This window comes from Spirillospora sp. NPDC047418 (assembly GCF_040643275.1).
Classification (GTDB): domain Bacteria; phylum Actinomycetota; class Actinomycetes; order Streptosporangiales; family Streptosporangiaceae; genus Spirillospora.
In genome coordinates, this window is record NZ_JBEYTW010000025.1 from 62993 (window position 1) to 82253 (window position 19261).

Below are 19261 nucleotides of genomic sequence, written 5' to 3' on the forward strand. Positions count from 1 at the left end.
CGGCCCTGAAGGACCGGGGTTCCTCGCTAGAAGCCCGCTGAACGGACCGTCCGGCGGCCCTGGACGGCTTGATCAACATGGGTTAGCTTGCGCCTCATGGGGCCGATGAGAGCGCTCGTCCGGAAGCTGTCGTTCGCCGGAGTCTGCGGCGCCGTGGTCGCGGCGTCCCTCACCGCGCCTGCCACGGCGAGCGCGGCGGGGCCGGGGTGGCGGCTCACGCCGACCGGCACCGACGCGCGGTTCCGCGGGCTGGCCGCGGTCGGCCCGGACGTCGCCTGGCTGGCGGGCAGCGGCGGGACAGTCCTCCGGACGACCGACGGCGGCCGGTCCTGGCAGGACGTCGCCCCGCCCGGCGCGGCGGGCCTGGAGTTCCGCGACATCGAGGCGTTCGACGCGCGCCGGGCCGTCGTGCTGGCCATCGGCGAGGGCGACGCCTCCCGCGTCTACCGGACGTCGGACGGCGGCCGCACCTGGACGCTCGGCTTCCAGAACGACGACCCCGCGGCGTTCTACGACTGCGTCACATTCTTCGACTCCCGGCACGGGCTCGCCATGAGCGATCCCGTGGACGGCAAGTTCCGGATCATCTCCACCCGCGACGGCGGACGCAGCTGGCGCGTCCTGCCGTCATCGGGGATGCCGCCCGCCCTGGAAGGCGAAGCGGGCTTCGCGGCGAGCGGCCAGTGCCTGGTGAGCCACGGCTCCCGGGACGTATGGCTGGCGACGGGAGGCGGCTCCCGTTCCCGGGTCTTCCACTCCGGCGACCGCGGCCGCACCTGGACGGTCGCCGACACGCCGCTGCCGAGCAGCCCGTCCCAGGGCGTGTTCGCGGTCGCGTTCCGCGACTCCCGGCACGGCGTCGCGGTCGGCGGCGACTACCGGCCCGGCGAGCCGTCCCCGTCGGCCGCGGCGACGACCAGCGACGGCGGCCGCACCTGGCAGCCCGCGCGCCGCCCCCCATCCGAGTACCGGTCGGGGGTCGCGTGGCCGGCGTCCTCGGGCCCGGTCGCACTCGCCGTGGGCCCCACGGGCAGCGACGCCACGTTCACGGGCGGCCGCACATGGACCCGGTTCGACACCGGCAGCTACGACACGGTCGACTGCACACCCGACCTCGCCTGCTGGGCCGCCGGCGAGCAGGGCCGCGCCGCCCGCCTCACACTCCGGTAACCCCCGCGCTTCACCGCACGTGGCATCAGCGGACGGGAGCGGCGAAGTCCTCGATCAAGCGCGCCGAGTCGAACTCGCGCTTGCTCACACCGTCCAGGAAGGCATCCCACTCGGCCACCGTGAACACCTGCGGCTCCCGGTCCGGATTCTTGCTGTCCCGGACGAGCACGACGAACTCCTCGTCCACCTTGTTCGCCACACCACAGTCACGGCCCCGGACTACGGCGACCTCAACGCACTGGCCGCCGTTGTTGCCGCTCAAGGAACTCTTGCGCCAGTTGACAGCGGTCAGGTCCATGATGGGCACTCCTTGCTCAGTCCTGCCTATGCCAGCTCTGCAGCCACCGCACGAAGCATCTCGATCGTCTGGTTCGGGTCGAGCGCACGAGCACGCAAATGGTCGGATATCAGCCTATATGTGTCAACCTCCTCTGCTTTCTGGATGTACAAGCAACTGGTCTGCTGTTCCATGTACACCTTGTCGGGGTCGCCGGGTTCACGGAACTTCAGAAGCGTGAACGTGCCATGCATGGCGCCGTGCTCCCCAGCCGAGAACGGCAGGACCTGGAGGGTCACGTTACGGAACCGGGCAAGCTTGATCAGGTGCTTGACCTGCTCCCGCATGACCTCACGACCACCCACAAGACGCCGGATCACCGACTCGTTGAGAACGGCCCAGAATTCAAGCGCGTCCTCGCCTCCCAGGCGCGCTTGTCGAGCGGCTCTCACCTGGACCTTGTCGGCGATCTCATCATCCGTATCTGCGGACGGAGCAGTGGACATGATCGCCCGCGTGTAGCCCTCGGTCTGCATGACACCCGGCACGAACTCAGCCTCGTACTGGAAGACCTGTGAGGCGGATGCCTCCAGGACGACGTAGACCTGGAACCACTCCGGGATGGCGCCCGAGTACTGGTGCCACCAGTCGGGTTCGCGGGCCAGCCGGGCGAGTTCGAGCATCGCGTCCGCCGCATCGCCCTCGACCTTGTACAGGCCCAGCAGGCGTTTGACGTCCCGGACCAGCACGCGGCTCTTGTCGTTCTCGATACGGGTCAGCTTGCTCTCGTTCCAGCCCATCTCCTCGGCCACGGCCTCCTGACTCAGACCGGCCTGGCCGCGGAGACTCCGGAGTTCCCGGGCGAGACGGGTGCTGGCCACGGTCGGAACGTGCCTGCCTGGCGCCATCTGAGTCCCTCAATCCATCGAGCTATTTAGCGACCTACAAATACGCTCTTGCGTTCATGTTCCTCGGCGTGCATCCTAACGACGGCAGATCGAACGCGCAGCGTGATTGTTAAATTACCCAAAGTGGTCACAATGAGGAGAATGTCCGATGACGGGGCGCGAGGTGCAGTTGCTTCACCTGGTGGTGCTCGCCGTCGAGTTGGACGTCCTCGGGCGGTCCTGCACGATCGCGCTCAGCCGTTACGACATGCCGGTCCTGTACGTGCCGAGGGGCACGGCGACACTGAAGATCAAAGCGGAACTGCGAGGCGAACGATGGTTCTACGCGTGGGGGCGGAGTCCCTCGAACCGGATTCCGGTGGACGGACGGGCGGCGCGCGGGATCGCCGCGACGGTGGCGGCGCCGTGATGGGGCGGTTCCTCGGGCTCATCGTCTTCCCCGGGGCCGTCGAGGAGGTGCCGGACGCCCGGCACTACGTCCGCAGCCTGCTCGCCCGCAACGGGTCGCCCGCCATCGCCGGCGACGCGGAACTGCTGGCCTGCGAGTGCGTCAGCAACGCGATCCGGTTCACCCGCAGCGGTGCCGCGGGCGGCCGGGTCGCGGTCAAGCTGCTGGGGCTGGACGACGCCCTCCGTGTCGAGATCCTGGACGAGGGCGGCGCCTCGTCCGTCCCGGCCCCGCGCGGCGCGCCCGACTCCGCGGAGGCCGAGAGCGGCCGCGGCCTGCACCTGATCGAGGCCCTCGCGAAGGAGTGGGGCAGCATGCCCTACGGCCCCGGCACCCTCACCTGGTTCACCATCGCCCGGCCCGCTCACGCCTGACCTCAGCCGCGACTACCCGGCCGACCGCCGTGCCGCTCAGTATGGCCACCCTCGTCCCCTGGACGCGCGAGGACGGTATGGCGCTCGCTGCGCTCAGCAGTGATTCTTGATCGTGGCGCGTCGTCGGCGACGCGTGTCGCGATCCGGCTTGGAGTGGGGTGTTGTGACGGCGCTCATACTGATCGGCGTCATCGCGGTGACGATCTGGATGATCTTTCTGCGCCCCTCGATGATCAGCATGATCTGGGGGCCGGTCGTGCGGTCCGCGGGTGGGGACGTCGCGTTGGCCGCCGTGCTGTCGGTGGTCCTGTACATCGGCGGCCTGGTCGCATTCGGCCTGGTGCTGCTGGGGGTGCACTGGGCCTTCGACGGGCTGCTCGCGCGGGCGCCGGCCCTCGTGCTGAGCCTGCTGTACGCGCCGGTGGCGTTCATGCCGATGCCCGACCGCAGCCAACGCCCCTACGGGGAGGTTCGGGACTACCTGATGAAGGCCGGGGCGACGGAAAAGCAGGCGCGGGCGTGCGCGTGGGCGACCGGGCCGCGGCCTTCGCCGGGCTCCCGGTGGTCGCCAGCGGATTCTTCTCGGCGTTCGGCGGTTGAGGGGCCGCCACCGGGGCGGCCCCTCGTGCCGGGCTACTTCTTGCGGCCGCGCCTCGTCCGGCCCTTGGGCTTGGCGTCCTTGGCGTCCTTGGAGGGCGGGACGGGCGGGGTGGGGGGCTTGGGGTCGTCCTTCTTGGCGGCGCCCTGCTTCTTGACGGCCTCGATCGCGGCCTTGGCGGCGGCCGGGTCGAGGTACTCGCCGCCGCGCTTGAGCGGGGTGAAGTCGTCGTCCAGCTCGTAGACGAGCGGGATGCCGGTCGGGATGTTGAGGCCGACGATCTGCTCGTCGGAGATGTCGTCCAGGTGCTTGACCATGGCGCGGAGCGAGTTGCCGTGCGCGGCGACCAGGACGGTCTTGCCCGCGGCCAGGTCCGGGACGACCGAATCGTACCAGTACGGCAGCAGGCGGTCGACGACGTCGGCGAGGCATTCCGTGCGCGGGATCAGCTCGGACGGCAGCTCGGCGTACCGCAGGTCGTTGACCTGCGACAGCGGGTCGTCGTCCTTGATCGGCGGCGGCGGGGTGTCGTAGGAGCGGCGCCAGGTCATGAACTGCTCTTCGCCGAACTCCTCGCGCGTCTGCGCCTTGTTCTTGCCCTGGAGGGCGCCGTAGTGGCGCTCGTTCAGGCGCCAGGAGCGCTCGACCGGGATCCAGAGAAGGTCGGCCACGTCGAGGGCGATGTTGGCGGTGCGGATGGCCCGCTTCAGCAGGGAGGTGTGCACCACGTCGGGGGTGATGTCGGCGTCGAGCAGCAGGTCGCCGCCGCGGGTCGCCTCGCTTTCGCCCTTCGTGGAAAGGTCGACATCCACCCAGCCGGTGAACAGCCCTTCCGCGTTCCAGACGCTTTCGCCATGCCGCAGCAATACCAAGGTCGCCATGCTCCAGAGCCTATCGGCCCTGGGCGGGTCACTCGCGGTTGGCCGGGTCCGCGAAGGAGGCGAACGCCTGGAGGTTGGCGAGGCTCTCGCCGCGCTTGACGCGCCAGTCCCACTCGCGCTGGATGGACGACTTGAACCCGCGTTCCAGGGCCTTGTCGAAGTTCTCGTCCGAGTAGGTGAGGACGCAGCCGAGGATGCGGTCGATCTCTTCCGGCGAGATGCCCTCCAGGGGCAGCTTGCCGACGAGGTGGACGTCGCCGACGTCGTCCAGGGCGAAGGCGACCCCGTACATGCGGCCGTTCTTCTCCAGCAGGAACCGGTAGAACTCGGCGTGGTTCTCGTCGGGGCGGCGGCAGAAGAACGCCTCGACGTGCAGGGAGTGGTCGCCGACGATCAGCCACGTCATGGTGGCGAGCTTGTGCTGGCCGGGGAGCTTGACGAAGAACGCGTTCTCGCGCGGCTCGTCGAACTCCAGCTCGGCCGCCTTCAGCGTCTCCCGGATCGTTTCGACGCGGCTCAAGCTGTGACCTCCGCAGCGACGGGGACGGGAACGGCCGGAATGGACATGGCACCGGTATACACGTCGAGGAGGCGGTCGACGGTGGCGTCCCAGCCGAAGCCGGCCGCGTGTCGGACGGCCCCCCGCGAGAGGCGGGCGTGCCGGCCGGGTTCGGCGTGCAGGCGGCGCAGGACGGCGGCGTAGTCGGCCGGGTCGTGGCCGGGGATCAGCACGCCGGACTCGCCGTCCGCGACGGCCGTGCACAGGCCGCCGACGCGGGACGCGACGACGGGCGTCCCGCACGCCTGGGACTCGACGGCGACGAGCCCGAACGACTCGCTGTGGGACGGGACGACGGTGACGTCCGCCGCCCGGTACCAGTCGGCCAGCTCGTGCTGCGGGCTCGGCGGCTCGAAGCGCATGACGTCGGAGATCCCGAGCCGGGCGGCGAGGGACTGGAGCCCCTCGGGGCGGCAGCGGCCGGAACCGGACGGGCCGCCGACCACCGCGACGACGAGCTTGGAGCGCAGCGCCGGGTCGTCCGCGAGCATGCGGGCGACGGCGCGCAGCAGGACGTCCGGCGCTTTGAGCGGCTGGATCCGGCCGACGAACAGCAGCACGTACGCGTCCCGGGGCAGGCCGAGCCGGCGCCGGGCGGGGCCGGTGCGGTGCGGCAGGAGTCCGGCGCCGCGGGCGAGGATCGGCGACTCGGGACGGAACATCGACAGGTCGACGCCGGGGCTGACGGTCGCCACGCGGGACGGGTCGGCGCCGTAGAGGCCGACGAGTTCGTGGGCCTCTTTGGCGGTGTTCGCGACGAGGTGGTCGGACGACGCCACGACCTGCTCCTCACCGAGGAGGCGTTCGGCGGGTTCCGGCTTGTCGTCGTCCGCGAGGGCGGCGTTCTTGACCTTCGCCATCGTGTGCATGGAGTGGACGAGCGGTACGCCCCACCGCTGCTTGACCGCCCACCCGGCCTGTCCGGACAGCCAGTAGTGCGTGTGCAGGAGGTCGTAGTGGCCCGGGTCGTGCGCCGCCTCGACGCGCAGCACACCGGAGGTGAAGCCGCAGAGATGGCGGGGCAGCTCGGTCTTGTCCAGTTCCTCGAACGGCCCGGCGACCACGTTGCGGACCAGGACACCCGGGGCGAGCTCGACGACCGGGGGCAGTGCCCGCGAGGTCGCCCGGGTGAAGATGTCGACTTCCACGCCCCTCGCGGCCAGCCGCTTGGCGACCTCGACGATGTAGACGTTCATGCCGCCCGCGTCGCCCGTACCAGGTTGGTCAAGGGGGGAAGTATGGACACTGACCGTCGCAACCCGGTTGATACGACGCGACACTGCACACCACCTCCGGTAGTGCAACCTATCGACCGTGTCAGGTGTTCCCTCAGCAAGGGGGACAACCGTGACTTAACGCCACAGTGATCGACCCCACCGGTCGCCCGCCCGCCCGGGGGTGCCGCGGCCTGCGTCTGGGACCCTGGACGCATGCGTAAGACCGCGATAGTGACCGGAGCAAGCAGCGGGATCGGGGCCGCCACGGCGAAGCGCCTGGCGGCGGAGGGGTTCAACGTCGTGCTCGCGGCGCGGCGCCGCGACCGCCTCGACGCCCTCGCCAAGGAGATCGCCGAGTCCGTGCCGGGCGCCGGCCGGGTCGCGCCCGTCACCCTGGACGTGACCTCGCAGGAGTCGGTGGACGCGCTCGCGGCGGCGGTCGACACCTGCCACGTGCTGGTCAACAACGCGGGCGGCGCCCTCGGCCTGGACAGCGTCGCGACCGCCGACCTCGCCGACTGGCAGGCGATGTACGACACGAACGTCCTCGGCCTCGTGCGGGTGACCAAGGCGATCCTGCCGAAGCTGATCGAGAGCGGCGTCGGCCATGTGGTGAACGTCACCTCGCTCGCCGCGCACGTCCCGTACGAGGGCGGCGGCGGGTACAACGCGGCCAAGCACGCCGCCTACGCGGTCAACGACGTGATGCGGCTGGAGCTGTGCGCCGAGCCGGTCCGGATCACCGAGATCGCGCCGGGGATGGTGAAGACGGAGGAGTTCTCGCTGGTCCGGTTCCGCGGGGACGAGGAGCGGGCCGCCAAGCCGTACCAGGGCGTCTCGGAGCCGCTGGTCGCCGAGGACGTCGCCGACTGCGTCGCCTGGGCCGTTACCCGTCCGCCGCACGTCAACATCGACCGGATCGACGTCCAGCCGCGCGTGCAGGCCGCCCCCTACAAGCTCCACCGCGAGTAAGACCGCACGGCGAGTAAGACCGCACGGCGAGTAAGACCGCGCGGCGAGTAAGACCGCGCGGCGGGCAACGCTTCACCGGACGTCGTGCGTCGGCGGTGCGACCGCTTTCCAGGGGAAGGTGACCTCACCGAGGCGCCACCGGTGTCGTCCGCCGTAGGGCGGGCGCGTAAGGACCGGATGGGTCCGCGCCAGCAGCGACACGGCCTCGACCCAGCGCGCGCGGGGGCCGAACGCCGAATGCGGTGCGGCGGTCGCCCAGCAGCGGTCGAACGCGGTCAGCAGAGCGTGCACGGGTTCTCCGGGCACGTTCCGGTGGATGAGCGTCTTCGGCAGCCGTTCCGCCAGCACGGACGGACGCTCCAGCGAGGGCAGATGGGCCGCGAACGTGATGGTCTGGGGGCCGTCTTTGGTGACGGTCACCCAGACCGCGCGGCGCCCGATCTCGTCGCACGTCCCTTCCACGAGGACGCCGGAGGGCGCGAGGCGCTCGCGCAGATCGTCCCATGCGTGCCAGGCCGCCGGCTCGTCGTACTGCCGCAGCACGTTGAAGGCCCTGACCAGCGCGGGCGGACGCGGAACCGGCAACTCGAACCCGCCGCGCCGGAACGACAGCCCCTCGTAGGCGCCCGGCCCTCCGTGCTCTTCGCGCCCTTTGACTCCTTTGGGGCCCTTGGCTCCTTTCGCCCCCTCGGCCTGCTTCGGCGGCGGCGGGTCCGGCGGTTCGGGGGGTTCGCGGAGGGCGGCGAGGAGGGTGAGGCCGGCCGTGACCCGCTCGGGCTCTATCTCGATCCCCACGACCTCCAGCCGCGGGGAGACGGCGCGCAGGCGCGAGTAGAGCTCGAACGTGGTGACCGGGGAGGCGCCGTACCCGAGGTCGACGACCAGCGGGCGGCCGCCGATGCGCAGCGGGCCCGCCTGGGTGGCGGTGATCCAGCGGTCGACGCGGCGCAGGCGGTTCGGGGCGGTGGTGCCGCGAGTCACCTCTCCTCGCGGCTTGCGGGCTGGGGGCACCCGGTAATTGTTCCGTCTCGCCCCCTATGCCCTGTACGCCGGGCCGCTCTGGATATGTCCCCCCACCCCACCGAACGCGATTCGGTAAGTTATCGGTTACGGTGCTGCCCACGCCGTCCCCCGAGGAGAATGCCGATGCTCGACCTGGCGACCCTGCACGAGGCCATCGCCGCCGCGATCCCCGACCGCGAATGCCTGGTGTGGCGCGACCGCCGGACGACCTGGCGGGAGCTCACCGACCGGACGCGGCGGCTGGCGAACGTCCTGCACGGGCACGGTCTCGGCCTGCGCGGCACGGCGTCCGAGCCGTGGGAGTCGCCGCACGACCATCTGGCCCTCTACCTGCACAATGGCCCCGAGTACCTGGAGGGCCTGCTCGGCGCGCACAAGGCCCGCGTGGCGCCGTTCAACGTCAACTACCGGTACGTGGACGACGAGCTCGCCCACCTGTTCGGCGACGCCCGGCCGGCCGCCGTGATCTACCACGCGCGGTTCGCGGACGCGATCGGACGCGTCACGGAGCGGCTCGCCGGACGGCTCGGCGGGCAACTCGGCGACCAGTCCGGCGGCCGTCCGCTGCTCCTCCAGGTGGCGGACGAGTCCGGCGCTCCGCTCCTGCCCGGCGCGCTCGACTACGAGGACGCCCTCGCCAAGGCGTCGTCCGACCCGCTGCCGGTCCGGCCCGACGCGCACGACCTGCACATCCTCTACACGGGCGGCACGACGGGCATGCCGAAGGGCGTGCTGTGGCGGATCGGCGACCTGATGCTCGGCCCGCTCGGCCTGCGGCGCCGCGACGGCGCACCGGTCACCGATCTCGGCGAGGCGGTCGCGCGGGCGGTCCGCAGCGACGTCCGGGTCCTGGTCGGCCCGCCGATGATGCACGGTGCGGGCACGTGGTCGGCGCTCGGCGCGTGGTGCGGCGGCGGATGCGTGGTGTTCCCCGACCGGGTGGACGGCCTGGACGCCGCCGGCCTGATGGCCACCGCCGAACGCGAGCGCGTCACCCGGATGCCCCTCGTCGGCGACGCGTTCGCCCGGCCGATCGTCGAGGCGCTGGAGGCCCGCCCGCACGACCTGGGCACGCTCCGCTCGTTCGTGAACTCGGCCGCCGCGATCAGCCCCGGCGTGAAGGCGCGGATGCTGGAACTGCTCCCCCATTCCCGGATCGTGGACGTCCTCGGGTCGTCGGAGTCCGGTTTCCAGGTGACGCGCAGCGGCTCGTCGGCGAAGACGTTCGCGGTGGCGCCGGGGACGGCCGTGCTGTCGGCCGACCGGTCCCGGCGCCTCGCGCCCGGCGAGGACGAGATGGGCTGGCTGGCCAAGGGCGGCGGTTCGATCCCGCTCGGCTACCTCGGCGACCCGGTGAAGACGGCGTCCACGTTCCTCACGGTGGACGGCGATCGCCTCGTCGTGCCGGGCGACCGGGCGCGGCTGCTCGCGGACGGCACCGTCGAAGTCCACGGACGGGAGGCGACCACGATCAACACCGGCGGGGAGAAGGTGTTCGCGGAGGAGGTCGAGTCGGTGCTGTGCGCGCTGCCGGGCGTCGCGGACGCGCTGGTCGTCGGCCGGCCGAGCGAGCGCTGGGGGACGGAGATCGTCGCGGTGCTGAGCCCCGCCGGAGCCCCGGCCGACGACGAACTGCGCGAGGGCTGCGCCGCCCACCTGGCCCGCTACAAGATCCCGAAGGCGTTCGTCCGCACGGACCAGGGCCTGCGGCTGCCCAACGGCAAGGCCGACTACGCCGCCGCCCGCGCGCTCCTCGGCTAAAGAATCACGTTCGGGTTTGTAGGGGCCGGTCCTGTACCGGCGGCGGCGCGACCGGCGATCCTGGCGAAATGCCGGATCTGCACTCTCTGCTCACCGATCTCGCCGCCGAGGGCGACTCCGTCGACGCCCTGGTCGCGCCGCTGCCCGCCGCCCGGTGGGCGGACCCGACCCCGGCCGAGGGCTGGACGATCGCGCACCAGATCGCCCACCTCGCCTGGACCGATGACCAGGCCGTCGTCGCGGCGACCGACGCCGGCGCGTTCGCGAAGCTCGTCGAGGCGGCGCTCGCCGACCCCGGCGGCTATGTCGAGACGGGCGCGCGGGAGGGCGCGCGGGACAGCCCGGCGGACCTTCTCGCCCGCTGGCGCGACGGGCGCCGCCGGATGGTGGCGGCCCTCGCCGCCGTCCCGCCGGGCACGCGGCTCCCCTGGTTCGGCCCGCCGATGGGCGCCGCGACGCTGGCGACCGCGCGGCTGATGGAGAGCTGGGCGCACGGCGAGGACGTCGCCGACGCGCTCGGCGCGCGGCGCGAACCCACCCACCGGCTCCGCCACGTCGCGCACATCGGCGTCCGGACCCGCGACTTCGCGTTCCGCAACCGGGGCCTGGAGCCGCCGGCCGAGGAGTTCCGCGTCGTGCTGGCGGGCCCCGGCGGCGAGGAGTGGACGTGGGGGCCGGCGGACGCGCGCCAGTCCGTGACCGGCCCGGCCCTCGACTTCTGCCACGTGGTCGCCCAGCGCCGCCACCGCGCGGACGCCGCCCTCGTCGCGACCGGCCCGGACGCCGACCGCTGGCTGGACGTCGCGCAGGCGTTCGCCGGCCCGCCCGGCCCCGGCAGCGCCCCCGCGGCCGGCTGAGCACCGCCGGTCGAGCACCGCCGGTCGAGCGCGTCCGGGCTGAGAGATCGGCCACTACCCGCCCCGTACGGGTTCCAGGTCGAACGATCTTGGACATGGTGGGGGTATGACAGTTCTGATCGCCTTTGACGGTTCTGACGACTCCCAGGCCGCGGTCCAGTACGCCGCCCGCCACCTCAAGGCGGAGCCGGCCGTGGTGATGACGGTGTGGGAGCCGCTGCTGACCCAGCTCAGCTGGGCGCCGCTGGCCGCCGCGGTGCCGGTCACCGCCGAGGCCCCCGGTGACAAGTACGAGGAGGAGAAGCAGGCCGAGCAGCTCGCGCGCAAGGGCGCCGACCTCGCGATCGCCGCCGGGCTGACCGACGTGACGATCCGGGCGGAGCGCGGCGGCGGACCCGTGTGGGCCGCCATCGTGGACGTCGCCGACGAGCTGGACGCGTCCCTGATCGTCACCGGTTCGCGCGGTCTCGCGGGTGCCCGGTCGGTCATCCTCGGCAGCGTCTCGACCCGTGTCCTGCACCACGCGCGCCGCCCGGTCCTGGTCGTCCCCCCGGCGAAGAAGGACGATTAAGGAGGAACACGGCTAGGGCATCGCCACGGCCTTCTCGAAGGCCGCGTAGACGTCCGACGTGAACAGGACGAAGCGGGCGTCGACGACCTGGGACGCGGTCGCGCGGACGGTGCCGACGGCGATACGGGCTGCGTCCTCCATCGGCCAGCCGTAGATGCCCGCCGACACGGCCGGGAAGGCGACCGAGCGGGCGCCCAGCTCGTCGGCGACGCGCAGCGACTCCCGGTAGCAGGAGACCAGCTGCGCGGACCGGTCCTCGGACCGGGAGTACACCGGCCCCACCGTGTGGATCACCCAGCGGGCGGGCAGCCGCCCGGCCGTCGTCGCGACGGCCTGCCCGGTCGGCAGCCCGCCGCCGTAGTGGGAGGCGCGCAGCCTGCGGCACTCGTCCAGGATCTCCGCGCCGCCCCTGCGGTGGATGGCTCCGTCCACCCCGCCACCGCCTAACAGCGACGAGTTGGCCGCGTTCACGACCGCGTCGACCTCCTGCTCGGTGATGTCGCCCCGGACAAGTGTGATCCTCATGTACGCATTCCTCCGCTTTGGCCGGACCCGTCGCAGGACATCAATTCTCATCCGCGCCAAGTGTGAAACGCGTTCGGGCGGTTCCCGGCGGTACGCTCATTGACGGACGACGCTCCGGGGGGCGGCGCGGCTCGTCCGACTTCGTCCGGCCGGACGCAGGGGGACTACCATGCCGAACGCCGGGCGCGGTGCAGGTGACAGGCGCAGTGCGGGCAACATGCGCAGTGCAGGCAACATCCAGAGTGCAGGCAGAGGGGCAGTGCAGGCAGAGACCTCGCACGCCCGATCCGATCAATGGCGTGACAGTCGCGGAGGTACCCCCTTGAAGATTCTCCTCGCCGGAGCGACCGGAGTGGTCGGTCGCCGGCTGATCCCGCTGCTCGTCCAGGCGGGCCACGAGGTCGCGGGGACGACGCGCCGCACCGAACGCGCCGGCCTGCTCCGCGATCTCGGCGCCGAGCCGGTCATCGTGGACATGTTCGACGCCGCGGCGGTGCACGACGCCGTCGCCGCGCAGCGCCCGGACGCCGTGATCCACCAGCTCACCGACCTCGGCGCGGAGGACTTCGACGCCAACTCGCAGCTGCGCATCACCGGCACCCGCAACCTGGTGGACGCCGCGCTGGCCGCCGGCGTCGAGACGATGATCGCGCAGAGCATCGCGTGGCTGTACGTGCCGGGCGCCGCGCCGGCCGTCGAGACCGACCCGCTCGACTCGTCCGTCCCGCCGTACAAGGGCGTCGCGGCGCTGGAGGACGCGGTCGGCGAGATGCCGCGCGGCGTCGTGCTGCGCTACGGCGCGCTCTACGGCCCCGGCACCTGGTACGCCCCGGACGGCGCGATCGCCGAGCGGGTGCGCGCGGGCACGCTGCGCCAGGCGCCCTCGTGGACGTCGTTCGTGCACACCGAGGACGCCGCGTCGGCGGCGCTCGCGGCCCTCGACTGGCCGGCCGGCGCCGTGAACATCGTGGACGACGAGCCCGTGACCACCGCGGACTGGCTGCCCGTCTACAGCGCGGCCATCGGCGCCCCGCACCCGGGCAGCGCCGGGAAGCACGCCGCGGCGACGGGCCGTCCGGCGTCCAACGCCAAGGCGCTGGACCTCGGCTGGAAGCCGCAGGTCACGTCCTGGCGCACCGGTTTCGCCCGGATGGGCGACGCGGCCTCCTGACCGCCGCCCGCCAATCGGACGGAACGTGACAAGTCACCCGAACTGGAACGAGCGCTTCGCCAGCCCGAGCCAGTAGCCGTCGATCACCGCCCGGCGGTCGGACGCGTCCCCCGCGTCGGCGCCGAGCGACACGAACAGCGGCGCGAAGTGCTCGGTCCGCGGGTGCGCGATGCGCGCCGCGGGCGCCTTGGCGCGGAAGTCGAGCAGGGCGTCGATGTCGCCGCCCTTGACGGCGCGGTCGGTCCACTCGTCGAACTCCGCCGACCAGGCGGGCGGCGCGGCGTCCGGGTCGGGGCGCAGTTCCCGCAGGTTGTGCGTGGTGAAACCGCTCCCGACGATCAGCACGCCCTGGTCGCGCAGCGGCGCGAGGCTCCGCCCGAGGTCGAAGAGCCGCTCCGGCTCCAGCGTCGGCATCGACATCTGCAGCACCGGGACGTCGGCGTCCGGATACATCTCCACGAGCGGGACGTAGGCGCCGTGGTCGAGCCCGCGCTCCTCGTCCTGGTGCACGCCGGGAACGAGCTTGCGCAGGTCAGCGGCCAGCTCGGGAGCACCGGGCGCGTCATAGCGGACGCTGTAGTAGTGCTCGGGGAAGCCCCAGAAGTCGTAGACGAGCGGCACCCGCCGGGTGGCGCCGATGCTCACCGGCGCCTCCTCCCAGTGCGCCGACACCATGAGGATCGCCTCCGGCTTCGGCAGTTCGGCCGCCCAGCGGGCGAGCTGACCGGTCCACCGGGCGTCGTCGGCGAGCGGCGGCGCGCCGTGGCTGAGGTAGAGCACGGGCATCCGGGTCATGTCAGTCTCCTTTTACTTGAAGGCTCAACCATAACCCGAAAATAATTTAACTTTCAAGCCTTGAGGGTTCAAGTGTTCGGATAGACTGGACGCATGACCGAGACGCCCTGGCTGGACGACGAGGAGCAGGAGACCTGGCGCGCCTTCCTGTGGACGTCGCGGCTGCTCAACGAGGCCCTCGACCGGCAGCTGCAGCGCGACTCCGGCATGCCGCACGCCTACTACATGATCCTGGCGATGCTGTCGGAGGCGCCCGGCCGCGCGCTGACGATGACCGCGCTCGCCGAGATCGTCCACTCGTCCCCGAGCCGCCTCTCGCACGCCGTGAACCGGCTGGAGGAGGCCGGCTGGGTGAGCCGCTGCAAGCACGACGGCGACCGCCGCACCACGATCGCGCGACTCACCGACGAGGGCTACGCCGTCCTGCGCGAGGCGGCGCCCGGCCATGTCGGCGAGGTCAGGCGCCACCTGTTCGACCCGCTGACCCGCGAGCAAATGCTCCAGTTCCGCGAGACGCTCCACGCCCTCCTGTCCTCCCTGGACCCGGACCAAAAGGCCCCCTGCGCCCCCGACCCCAAAAGTTGACCTGCGGCGTGTTGTTGTTATCCGGCCCGCCATAACAACAACACGCCGCAGGTCAACGGAAGTCGACGGTGTGCGACTCGGCCTGCGGGTGGGCGGCGGCGAGGAGGCGCATTCCCTCCTCCTCCAGGGCTGCGCGCTCCCGTTTCGGGACCGGGGCGAACGCGTCGATGCGCAGCACCGCCTCACGGCGCTTCTTCTCGATCTTCCACATGCCGTGGACGAAGCCGTCCACGAGGAACGTCGCGCGGATGATGCCGTTGATCGTGAAGACGCGCTTGCGGTGCTCCTCGCTGATGATCCGGGACCGGTCGGCGTGCGAGAGCAGCAGGTTGTCGAAGTCCGGGACGAACCGGACGGGCACGGGCGTGTCCGGGTCGGGGCGCGGCGCGTCCGGCACGTCGTAGAGCGTCCGGCCGCCGTCGTCGCGGAACTCCAGCAGCCCCGGCCGCAGCCGCTCGACGACCTCGCCGAGCCGCGTCAGCCCCGACCACTGCTGGACGTCCCGGACGCTCGCCGGCCCGAACGCCGCCAGGTAGCGCAGCACCACGTCGTCCAGCGAGGTCTCGGCCGCCGGGCGGCCGTCCAGCCAGGTGTCGAGCGTCGTGTGCCGCGCGGCCCCCGAGGCGCCCCAGATGCCGCGCGGCGGGACCTGCACCAGCGGCAGGCTGCACCGGACGGCCCAGTTGAGCAGTTCGGCGTCGTGCCCCGGCCACCGCTCGCTCAGCAGGCCGCGGAGTTCCTTGTCGGTGCGCGGCTCCTCCTCCAGCAGCCCGCGCGCGTGCGCGGTGACCGCGGCGAGGTCGACGCCGTCGAGGTCGCGGGCCCGCGACCTCAGGTGGTTGTCGAGCAGCGCCTGGGTCAGCGGGCGCAGCGCGCGGGCGTCGCGGGCGCTGACCAGGTGGAGGGTGCCGCGCATCAGCACGATCCGCAGCGCGCTGCGCTCGGTCATCAGCGCGCCGACCTCGTCGAACGCGAAGTCCGTGAGCCGGCTCCACAGCCCGACGTGCGGCGGGTTCGGCGCCTGCGACTGCATGCCGACCAGATGCTCGATCGCGTCCAGGACGGGTAGGTCATGCCGCTCCAGCAGCATCTGCCGTGCCAGCAGAGCCCGGTTCAGCGCCCTCTTGTCAGTGGTCACAGGACCCAGGATGACCGATATGTCACCGACTTGACGGACGAGGGAAATGAACGTACGTTCATGAACAAGCGTTCACGTCGGGGAGGCAACATGGCGGACATCGTCAACACGCATCAGGCCGAGGCGTGGAACGGGTACGAGGGCGAGCACTGGGCCGGGCACCACGACCGGTACGACGCGGTCAACGGCGGGTTCAACGACGCCCTGCTGGACGCGGCGGCGATCGGGCCGCGCGACCGCGTCCTCGACATCGGCTGCGGGAACGGGCAGGTCACGCGGCTCGCGGCGCGGCGGGCCCGACTCGGCCGCGCGACGGGCGTGGACCTGTCCGGCCCGATGCTCGCTCGCGCCCGCTCACTCGCGCGGGAGGAGGGCGTCGCCAACGCGGCGTTCGAGCAGGGCGACGCGCAGGTGCACCCGTTCCCGGACGGCGGCTTCGACGTCGCGGTCAGCCGGGTCGGGGTCATGTTCTTCGCCGACCCCGTCGCCGCGTTCGGGAACATCCGGCGGGCGCTGCGGGAGGGCGGGCGCCTGGCGTTCGTGTCGATGGCGCCGCTCGGCGAGACCGACCTCCCGGCGGTCTTCGCCGCGCTGCCACCGCGCGAGGAGGCGCCGATCGGGCACGACGGCCCCCTGTCGCTGTCCGACCCGGACCGTGTCCGGGAGCTGCTCGGCGCGGCCGGGTTCCGCGACGTCGGCTGCCGCAGGACGGCGGCCGAGCAGATCTGGGGACGGGATGCCCGGGACGCGGCGGAGTTCTTCGCCGCCTGGGGCCCGATCCGCTACAACTACGGCGCCGGCGGCGACCTGGTCGACGCGCTCACGGACGCGATGCGCCCGTTCGAACGCGACGGCGCCGTCCGGCTGCGCAGCACGGCGCTACTGGTCACGGCGCGGCGATGAACCTCCCCGGACCGGCCGCCCACGGGGCCGATCCCGGCGAATACGATGCGCGGTGATGTCTCCTCGAAGAGCGGCCGCGCTGCGCGCCGGCGACCGGTCCCTGCGCGAGCACCTGATCGCCACGGCCGCGCGGATGATGGCCGAGCGCGGGACGGCGGGGCTGACCGTCCGGGCGATCGCGCGGGAGGCCGGCGTCGCCGACGGCGTCCTCTACAACCACTTCGCCGACAAGGAGGACCTGCTCGCGCACGCCCTGCGCGCCCACGCGGAGTCGGCCGGGCGCACGCTCGACCCGCTGCCCGAGGCCGGCAGCGGGACGATCGAGGAGAACCTGCGGGCCTATGTCCGGCACGGGCTGGTCGCGCACAACGCGCTGGTGCCCGCGCTGGCCGGCCTGGTCGCGCGGCCCGAGGTCCTCGCCCGGTTCTCGGCGCTGAGCGGCGGCGACGCGGACTGGCGGTCCCGGCTCGCCGGCTACCTGCGGGCCGAGCGCGACCTCGGCCGCCTCGCCCCGGACGCACCGGTGGACGCGGCCACGTCCATGATCGTCGGCGCATGCCACGAGCCGGTGCTGTCGGCCCTCTTCCAGGGCGAGAACATCGCCCGCCGCGTCCTCGCGGACACGGCGGACGACCTGGTGGCCATCGTCCTGCGCGGCATCGCCCCGCGCTGAGGTCCGATGCGGAGAACTCCCGTCCTGAGGCTCTTCCGGCCTTAGGACTCCGCGCCCTAGGACTCCATGGCCGTGCGTACCTCCTGGAGGGTGTGGTCGGCGACGGCGTTGGCGCGGGCGCCGCCTTCGGCGAGGACGCCGCGCAGGTACGCGCGGTCGGCGATGAGGTCGGCGCGGCGGGCGCGCATCGGGCGGAGGAACTCGTTGACCGAGTCCGCGACGACCTTCTTCAGCGCGGCGCCGCCGCCGTCCCCGATCTCGGCGGCGACCGCGTGCGGGTCGCGGTCCTGGCAGAGCGCGGCGAGCAGGACGAGGTTCGCCACCTGCGGGCGGGTCCCGGGCTCGTAGGTGATGTGCCGGTCGGTGTCGGTCACCGCGCGCCTGATCAGCCGGGCGGTCTCGTCCGGCCCGGCGGACAGCGCGATCGCGTTGCCGCGGCTCTTGCTCATCTTCTGGCCGTCCGTCCCGAGCAGGAGCGGCGCGGCGGACAGCAGCGCGTCCGGTACGGGGAAGACCGGCGCGTAGCGCTCGTTGAAGCGGCGCGCGACCGTCCGGGTGATCTCCTGGTGCGGGAGCTGGTCCCGGCCGACGGGGACGAGGTTCGCCTTGCAGAACAGGATGTCGGCGGCCTGGTGGACGGGGTAGGTGAACATCAGCCCGCTGACCGACGCCTGCCGCGACGACGCGATCTCGTCCTTCACGGTCGGGTTGCGGCCGAGTTCGGCGACCGACACCAGCGACAGGAACGGCAGCATGAGCTGGTTCAGGGCGGGGACGGCGCTGTGCCGGAAGATCGTCGCCGCGGCCGGGTCGATCCCGGCGGCCAGGTAGTCGGCGACGAGTCCCTCGACGTGCTCGGACAGGCGGTCGGCGACGTCCCGGTCGGTGAGCACCTGGTAGTCGGGGACGACGACGAACAGCTCGACGCCCGCCCGCTGGAGCCGGACGCGGTTGGCGAGGGTGCCGAAGTAGTGGCCGAGGTGCAGCGGCCCGGTCGGGCGGTCGCCGGTCAGGACGCGGAACGCGCCGGGGTCCGCGGCGATGCGCGTCTCCAGTTCGCGGGTCCGGGCTTCGGGGGTGGTCTCCATGGTCTCTCCTCTGTCTCCGGTCGGCTGTTTCCAGTCGGCCGGCCACCGGCAGACCCCGCGGAGGAAGAGAGAAGGGCCGTCCAGCGGACGGCCCGATGGCATGCGCGAGTGTCGGCCGTCCTAGGACGGCCACCAGCTCTGACACGCGGTGCGGTGCACGGCACCAGCATAGACGACGAGAAGCAGGTGCTCACAGATAATCCAGAACGGAACCAGTTGGGTAGGCTGGGCGCATGACCTCGATGGCCCCCGGCCGGACGAAACCGGACCTGTCGTTCCTGCTCGACCGCACCAGCCATGTGCTGCGCACCCGGATGACGGCGGCGCTCGCCGAGATCGGGTTGACGCCGCGCATGCACTGCGTCCTCGTCCACGCACTGGAGGAGGAGCGCACCCAGATCCAGCTCGCGGAGATCGGCGACATGGACAAGACCACGATGGTCGTCACGGTGGACGCCCTGGAGAAGGCGGGCCTCGCCGAGCGCCGCCCGTCGTCCAGGGACCGGCGGGCCCGGATCATCGCGGTCACCGAGGAGGGCGCGCGGGTCGCCGCCCGCAGCCGGGAGATCGCGGACGGCGTCCACGAGGCGGCGCTGGGCTCGCTTCCGGCGGACGAGCGCGAGGTGTTCGTCCGCGCGCTGAACACCCTGGTCGAGGGCCATCTGGGCACCCCGGTCGAGAGCCCGCTGCCGGCCCGCCGGGTCCGGCAGCACACAAAATAAGTCCGTGAAGGATCGTCTCTAACAAAACTATCTGTTACGGTCTCT

At 72.1% G+C, this 19261-nt stretch carries 23 protein-coding genes; 12 read left to right on the forward strand and 11 right to left on the reverse strand.

The features are described 5' to 3' along the window. Positions 1-96 precede the first annotated feature (96 nt). The gene (locus ABZ806_RS18100) at positions 97-1170 is read left to right on the forward strand and encodes a WD40/YVTN/BNR-like repeat-containing protein (RefSeq protein WP_500218444.1); all 1074 of its coding nucleotides are present in this window, start codon (positions 97-99) and stop codon (positions 1168-1170) included. A gap of 25 nt (positions 1171-1195) precedes the next feature. Here ABZ806_RS18100 and ABZ806_RS18105 read toward each other — a convergent pair whose 3' ends face one another. Further along, positions 1196-1468: a DUF397 domain-containing protein gene (locus tag ABZ806_RS18105; RefSeq protein ID WP_500218445.1), complete on the reverse strand. Its 273-nt coding sequence runs from the start codon at positions 1466-1468 to the stop codon at positions 1196-1198. A 26-nt stretch (positions 1469-1494) separates the two neighbouring features. Continuing rightward, positions 1495-2355 carry a helix-turn-helix domain-containing protein gene (locus ABZ806_RS18110; RefSeq protein ID WP_500218446.1) on the reverse strand — a complete coding sequence of 287 codons (861 nt, stop codon included), beginning with the start codon at positions 2353-2355 and terminating at the stop codon, positions 1495-1497. 148 nt (positions 2356-2503) lie between these two features. Between ABZ806_RS18110 and ABZ806_RS18115 the strand changes: the two genes are divergently transcribed. Together ABZ806_RS18115 and ABZ806_RS18120 are read left to right on the forward strand one after the other, a co-directional pair. Then, positions 2504-2764 carry a hypothetical protein gene (locus tag ABZ806_RS18115; RefSeq protein ID WP_500218447.1) on the forward strand — a complete coding sequence of 87 codons (261 nt, stop codon included), beginning with the start codon at positions 2504-2506 and terminating at the stop codon, positions 2762-2764. Further along, on the forward strand, positions 2764-3177 hold the full coding sequence (locus tag ABZ806_RS18120; protein ID WP_500218480.1) for an ATP-binding protein: 414 nt from the start codon (positions 2764-2766) through the stop codon (positions 3175-3177). Before ABZ806_RS18115 ends, ABZ806_RS18120 begins: the two co-directional genes overlap by 1 nt. Before the next feature lie 93 nt (positions 3178-3270). Here the strand turns inward: ABZ806_RS18120 and ABZ806_RS18125 are convergent, their stop codons facing one another. From ABZ806_RS18125 to mshA, 4 genes are all read right to left on the reverse strand, one after another. Further along, positions 3271-3417 (reverse strand): hypothetical protein, encoded by a 147-nt coding sequence (locus tag ABZ806_RS18125; protein WP_500218448.1) that lies wholly within the window; start codon positions 3415-3417, stop codon positions 3271-3273. A gap of 393 nt (positions 3418-3810) precedes the next feature. Further along, a complete protein-coding gene (locus ABZ806_RS18130) occupies positions 3811-4656 on the reverse strand; it encodes a phosphoglyceromutase (protein WP_500218449.1) in 846 nt (281 codons plus the stop codon). A gap of 28 nt (positions 4657-4684) precedes the next feature. Beyond that, complete coding sequence (locus tag ABZ806_RS18135; RefSeq protein ID WP_500218450.1) at positions 4685-5176, reverse strand: type III secretion system chaperone family protein; 492 nt, start codon at positions 5174-5176, stop codon at positions 4685-4687. Then, a complete protein-coding gene (gene mshA / locus ABZ806_RS18140; RefSeq protein WP_500218451.1) occupies positions 5173-6495 on the reverse strand; it encodes a D-inositol-3-phosphate glycosyltransferase in 1323 nt (440 codons plus the stop codon). Before mshA ends, ABZ806_RS18135 begins: the two co-directional genes overlap by 4 nt. A gap of 150 nt (positions 6496-6645) precedes the next feature. Here mshA and ABZ806_RS18145 point away from each other — a divergent pair, with 150 nt between their 5' ends. Further along, on the forward strand, positions 6646-7404 hold the full coding sequence (locus ABZ806_RS18145) for an SDR family NAD(P)-dependent oxidoreductase (RefSeq protein ID WP_500218452.1): 759 nt from the start codon (positions 6646-6648) through the stop codon (positions 7402-7404). 72 nt (positions 7405-7476) lie between these two features. On the opposite strand, the gene ABZ806_RS18150 is transcribed toward ABZ806_RS18145, so the two are convergent. Further along, entirely contained in the window at positions 7477-8385 is a 909-nt protein-coding gene (locus ABZ806_RS18150) for a class I SAM-dependent methyltransferase (protein ID WP_500218453.1), read from the reverse strand. A 165-nt stretch (positions 8386-8550) separates the two neighbouring features. Between ABZ806_RS18150 and ABZ806_RS18155 the strand changes: the two genes are divergently transcribed. The 3 genes from ABZ806_RS18155 to ABZ806_RS18165 all read left to right on the forward strand — a co-directional run bounded on the left by ABZ806_RS18155 (position 8551) and on the right by ABZ806_RS18165 (position 11616). Next, positions 8551-10188 (forward strand): AMP-binding protein, encoded by a 1638-nt coding sequence (locus tag ABZ806_RS18155; protein ID WP_500218454.1) that lies wholly within the window; start codon positions 8551-8553, stop codon positions 10186-10188. 68 nt (positions 10189-10256) lie between these two features. After that, positions 10257-11045, forward strand: a complete 789-nt coding sequence (locus ABZ806_RS18160; protein ID WP_500218455.1) for a TIGR03084 family metal-binding protein — start codon at positions 10257-10259, stop codon at positions 11043-11045. A gap of 106 nt (positions 11046-11151) precedes the next feature. After that, positions 11152-11616 carry a universal stress protein gene (locus ABZ806_RS18165; RefSeq protein WP_500218456.1) on the forward strand — a complete coding sequence of 155 codons (465 nt, stop codon included), beginning with the start codon at positions 11152-11154 and terminating at the stop codon, positions 11614-11616. A gap of 12 nt (positions 11617-11628) precedes the next feature. Here ABZ806_RS18165 and ABZ806_RS18170 read toward each other — a convergent pair whose 3' ends face one another. Beyond that, positions 11629-12141 (reverse strand): O-acetyl-ADP-ribose deacetylase, encoded by a 513-nt coding sequence (locus ABZ806_RS18170; RefSeq protein WP_500218457.1) that lies wholly within the window; start codon positions 12139-12141, stop codon positions 11629-11631. 322 nt (positions 12142-12463) lie between these two features. Here ABZ806_RS18170 and ABZ806_RS18175 point away from each other — a divergent pair, with 322 nt between their 5' ends. Next, positions 12464-13312 (forward strand): NAD-dependent epimerase/dehydratase family protein, encoded by an 849-nt coding sequence (locus ABZ806_RS18175; protein ID WP_500218458.1) that lies wholly within the window; start codon positions 12464-12466, stop codon positions 13310-13312. 33 nt (positions 13313-13345) lie between these two features. Here the strand turns inward: ABZ806_RS18175 and ABZ806_RS18180 are convergent, their stop codons facing one another. Next, positions 13346-14107: a dioxygenase family protein gene (locus ABZ806_RS18180; RefSeq protein WP_500218459.1), complete on the reverse strand. Its 762-nt coding sequence runs from the start codon at positions 14105-14107 to the stop codon at positions 13346-13348. A gap of 93 nt (positions 14108-14200) precedes the next feature. On the opposite strand from ABZ806_RS18180, the gene ABZ806_RS18185 reads away from it, so the two are divergent. After that, the gene (locus ABZ806_RS18185; RefSeq protein WP_500218460.1) at positions 14201-14692 is read left to right on the forward strand and encodes a MarR family winged helix-turn-helix transcriptional regulator; all 492 of its coding nucleotides are present in this window, start codon (positions 14201-14203) and stop codon (positions 14690-14692) included. Positions 14693-14744: 52 nt separating this feature from the next. Here ABZ806_RS18185 and ABZ806_RS18190 read toward each other — a convergent pair whose 3' ends face one another. After that, a complete protein-coding gene (locus ABZ806_RS18190; RefSeq protein WP_500218461.1) occupies positions 14745-15830 on the reverse strand; it encodes a winged helix DNA-binding domain-containing protein in 1086 nt (361 codons plus the stop codon). Between the two features lie 90 nt (positions 15831-15920). Here ABZ806_RS18190 and ABZ806_RS18195 point away from each other — a divergent pair, with 90 nt between their 5' ends. Together ABZ806_RS18195 and ABZ806_RS18200 are read left to right on the forward strand one after the other, a co-directional pair. Further along, positions 15921-16733, forward strand: a complete 813-nt coding sequence (locus ABZ806_RS18195; protein WP_500218462.1) for a class I SAM-dependent methyltransferase — start codon at positions 15921-15923, stop codon at positions 16731-16733. A 55-nt stretch (positions 16734-16788) separates the two neighbouring features. Continuing rightward, positions 16789-17406, forward strand: a complete 618-nt coding sequence (locus ABZ806_RS18200) for a TetR/AcrR family transcriptional regulator (RefSeq protein ID WP_500218463.1) — start codon at positions 16789-16791, stop codon at positions 17404-17406. Positions 17407-17462: 56 nt separating this feature from the next. Here the strand turns inward: ABZ806_RS18200 and trpS are convergent, their stop codons facing one another. After that, a complete protein-coding gene (gene trpS, locus ABZ806_RS18205) occupies positions 17463-18494 on the reverse strand; it encodes a tryptophan--tRNA ligase (RefSeq protein WP_500218464.1) in 1032 nt (343 codons plus the stop codon). 233 nt (positions 18495-18727) lie between these two features. Between trpS and ABZ806_RS18210 the strand changes: the two genes are divergently transcribed. After that, on the forward strand, positions 18728-19216 hold the full coding sequence (locus ABZ806_RS18210; protein ID WP_500218465.1) for a MarR family winged helix-turn-helix transcriptional regulator: 489 nt from the start codon (positions 18728-18730) through the stop codon (positions 19214-19216). Positions 19217-19261: the final 45 nt, after the last annotated feature.

Coding starts and splice junctions, on each gene's coding strand:
- ABZ806_RS18185 (WP_500218460.1), top strand. CDS start 14,201: ATGACCGAGACGCCCTGGCTGGACGACGAGGAGCAGGAGACCTGGCGC.
- trpS (WP_500218464.1), bottom strand. CDS start 18,494: ATGGAGACCACCCCCGAAGCCCGGACCCGCGAACTGGAGACGCGCATC.
- ABZ806_RS18170 (WP_500218457.1), bottom strand. CDS start 12,141: ATGAGGATCACACTTGTCCGGGGCGACATCACCGAGCAGGAGGTCGAC.
- ABZ806_RS18130 (WP_500218449.1), bottom strand. CDS start 4,656: ATGGCGACCTTGGTATTGCTGCGGCATGGCGAAAGCGTCTGGAACGCG.
- ABZ806_RS18100 (WP_500218444.1), top strand. CDS start 97: ATGGGGCCGATGAGAGCGCTCGTCCGGAAGCTGTCGTTCGCCGGAGTC.
- ABZ806_RS18115 (WP_500218447.1), top strand. CDS start 2,504: ATGACGGGGCGCGAGGTGCAGTTGCTTCACCTGGTGGTGCTCGCCGTC.
- ABZ806_RS18210 (WP_500218465.1), top strand. CDS start 18,728: ATGACCTCGATGGCCCCCGGCCGGACGAAACCGGACCTGTCGTTCCTG.
- ABZ806_RS18195 (WP_500218462.1), top strand. CDS start 15,921: ATGGCGGACATCGTCAACACGCATCAGGCCGAGGCGTGGAACGGGTAC.
- ABZ806_RS18180 (WP_500218459.1), bottom strand. CDS start 14,107: ATGACCCGGATGCCCGTGCTCTACCTCAGCCACGGCGCGCCGCCGCTC.
- ABZ806_RS18200 (WP_500218463.1), top strand. CDS start 16,789: ATGTCTCCTCGAAGAGCGGCCGCGCTGCGCGCCGGCGACCGGTCCCTG.
- ABZ806_RS18120 (WP_500218480.1), top strand. CDS start 2,764: ATGGGGCGGTTCCTCGGGCTCATCGTCTTCCCCGGGGCCGTCGAGGAG.
- ABZ806_RS18165 (WP_500218456.1), top strand. CDS start 11,152: ATGACAGTTCTGATCGCCTTTGACGGTTCTGACGACTCCCAGGCCGCG.
- ABZ806_RS18125 (WP_500218448.1), bottom strand. CDS start 3,417: ATGCTGATCATCGAGGGGCGCAGAAAGATCATCCAGATCGTCACCGCG.
- ABZ806_RS18105 (WP_500218445.1), bottom strand. CDS start 1,468: ATGGACCTGACCGCTGTCAACTGGCGCAAGAGTTCCTTGAGCGGCAAC.
- ABZ806_RS18160 (WP_500218455.1), top strand. CDS start 10,257: ATGCCGGATCTGCACTCTCTGCTCACCGATCTCGCCGCCGAGGGCGAC.
- ABZ806_RS18155 (WP_500218454.1), top strand. CDS start 8,551: ATGCTCGACCTGGCGACCCTGCACGAGGCCATCGCCGCCGCGATCCCC.
- ABZ806_RS18110 (WP_500218446.1), bottom strand. CDS start 2,355: ATGGCGCCAGGCAGGCACGTTCCGACCGTGGCCAGCACCCGTCTCGCC.
- ABZ806_RS18145 (WP_500218452.1), top strand. CDS start 6,646: ATGCGTAAGACCGCGATAGTGACCGGAGCAAGCAGCGGGATCGGGGCC.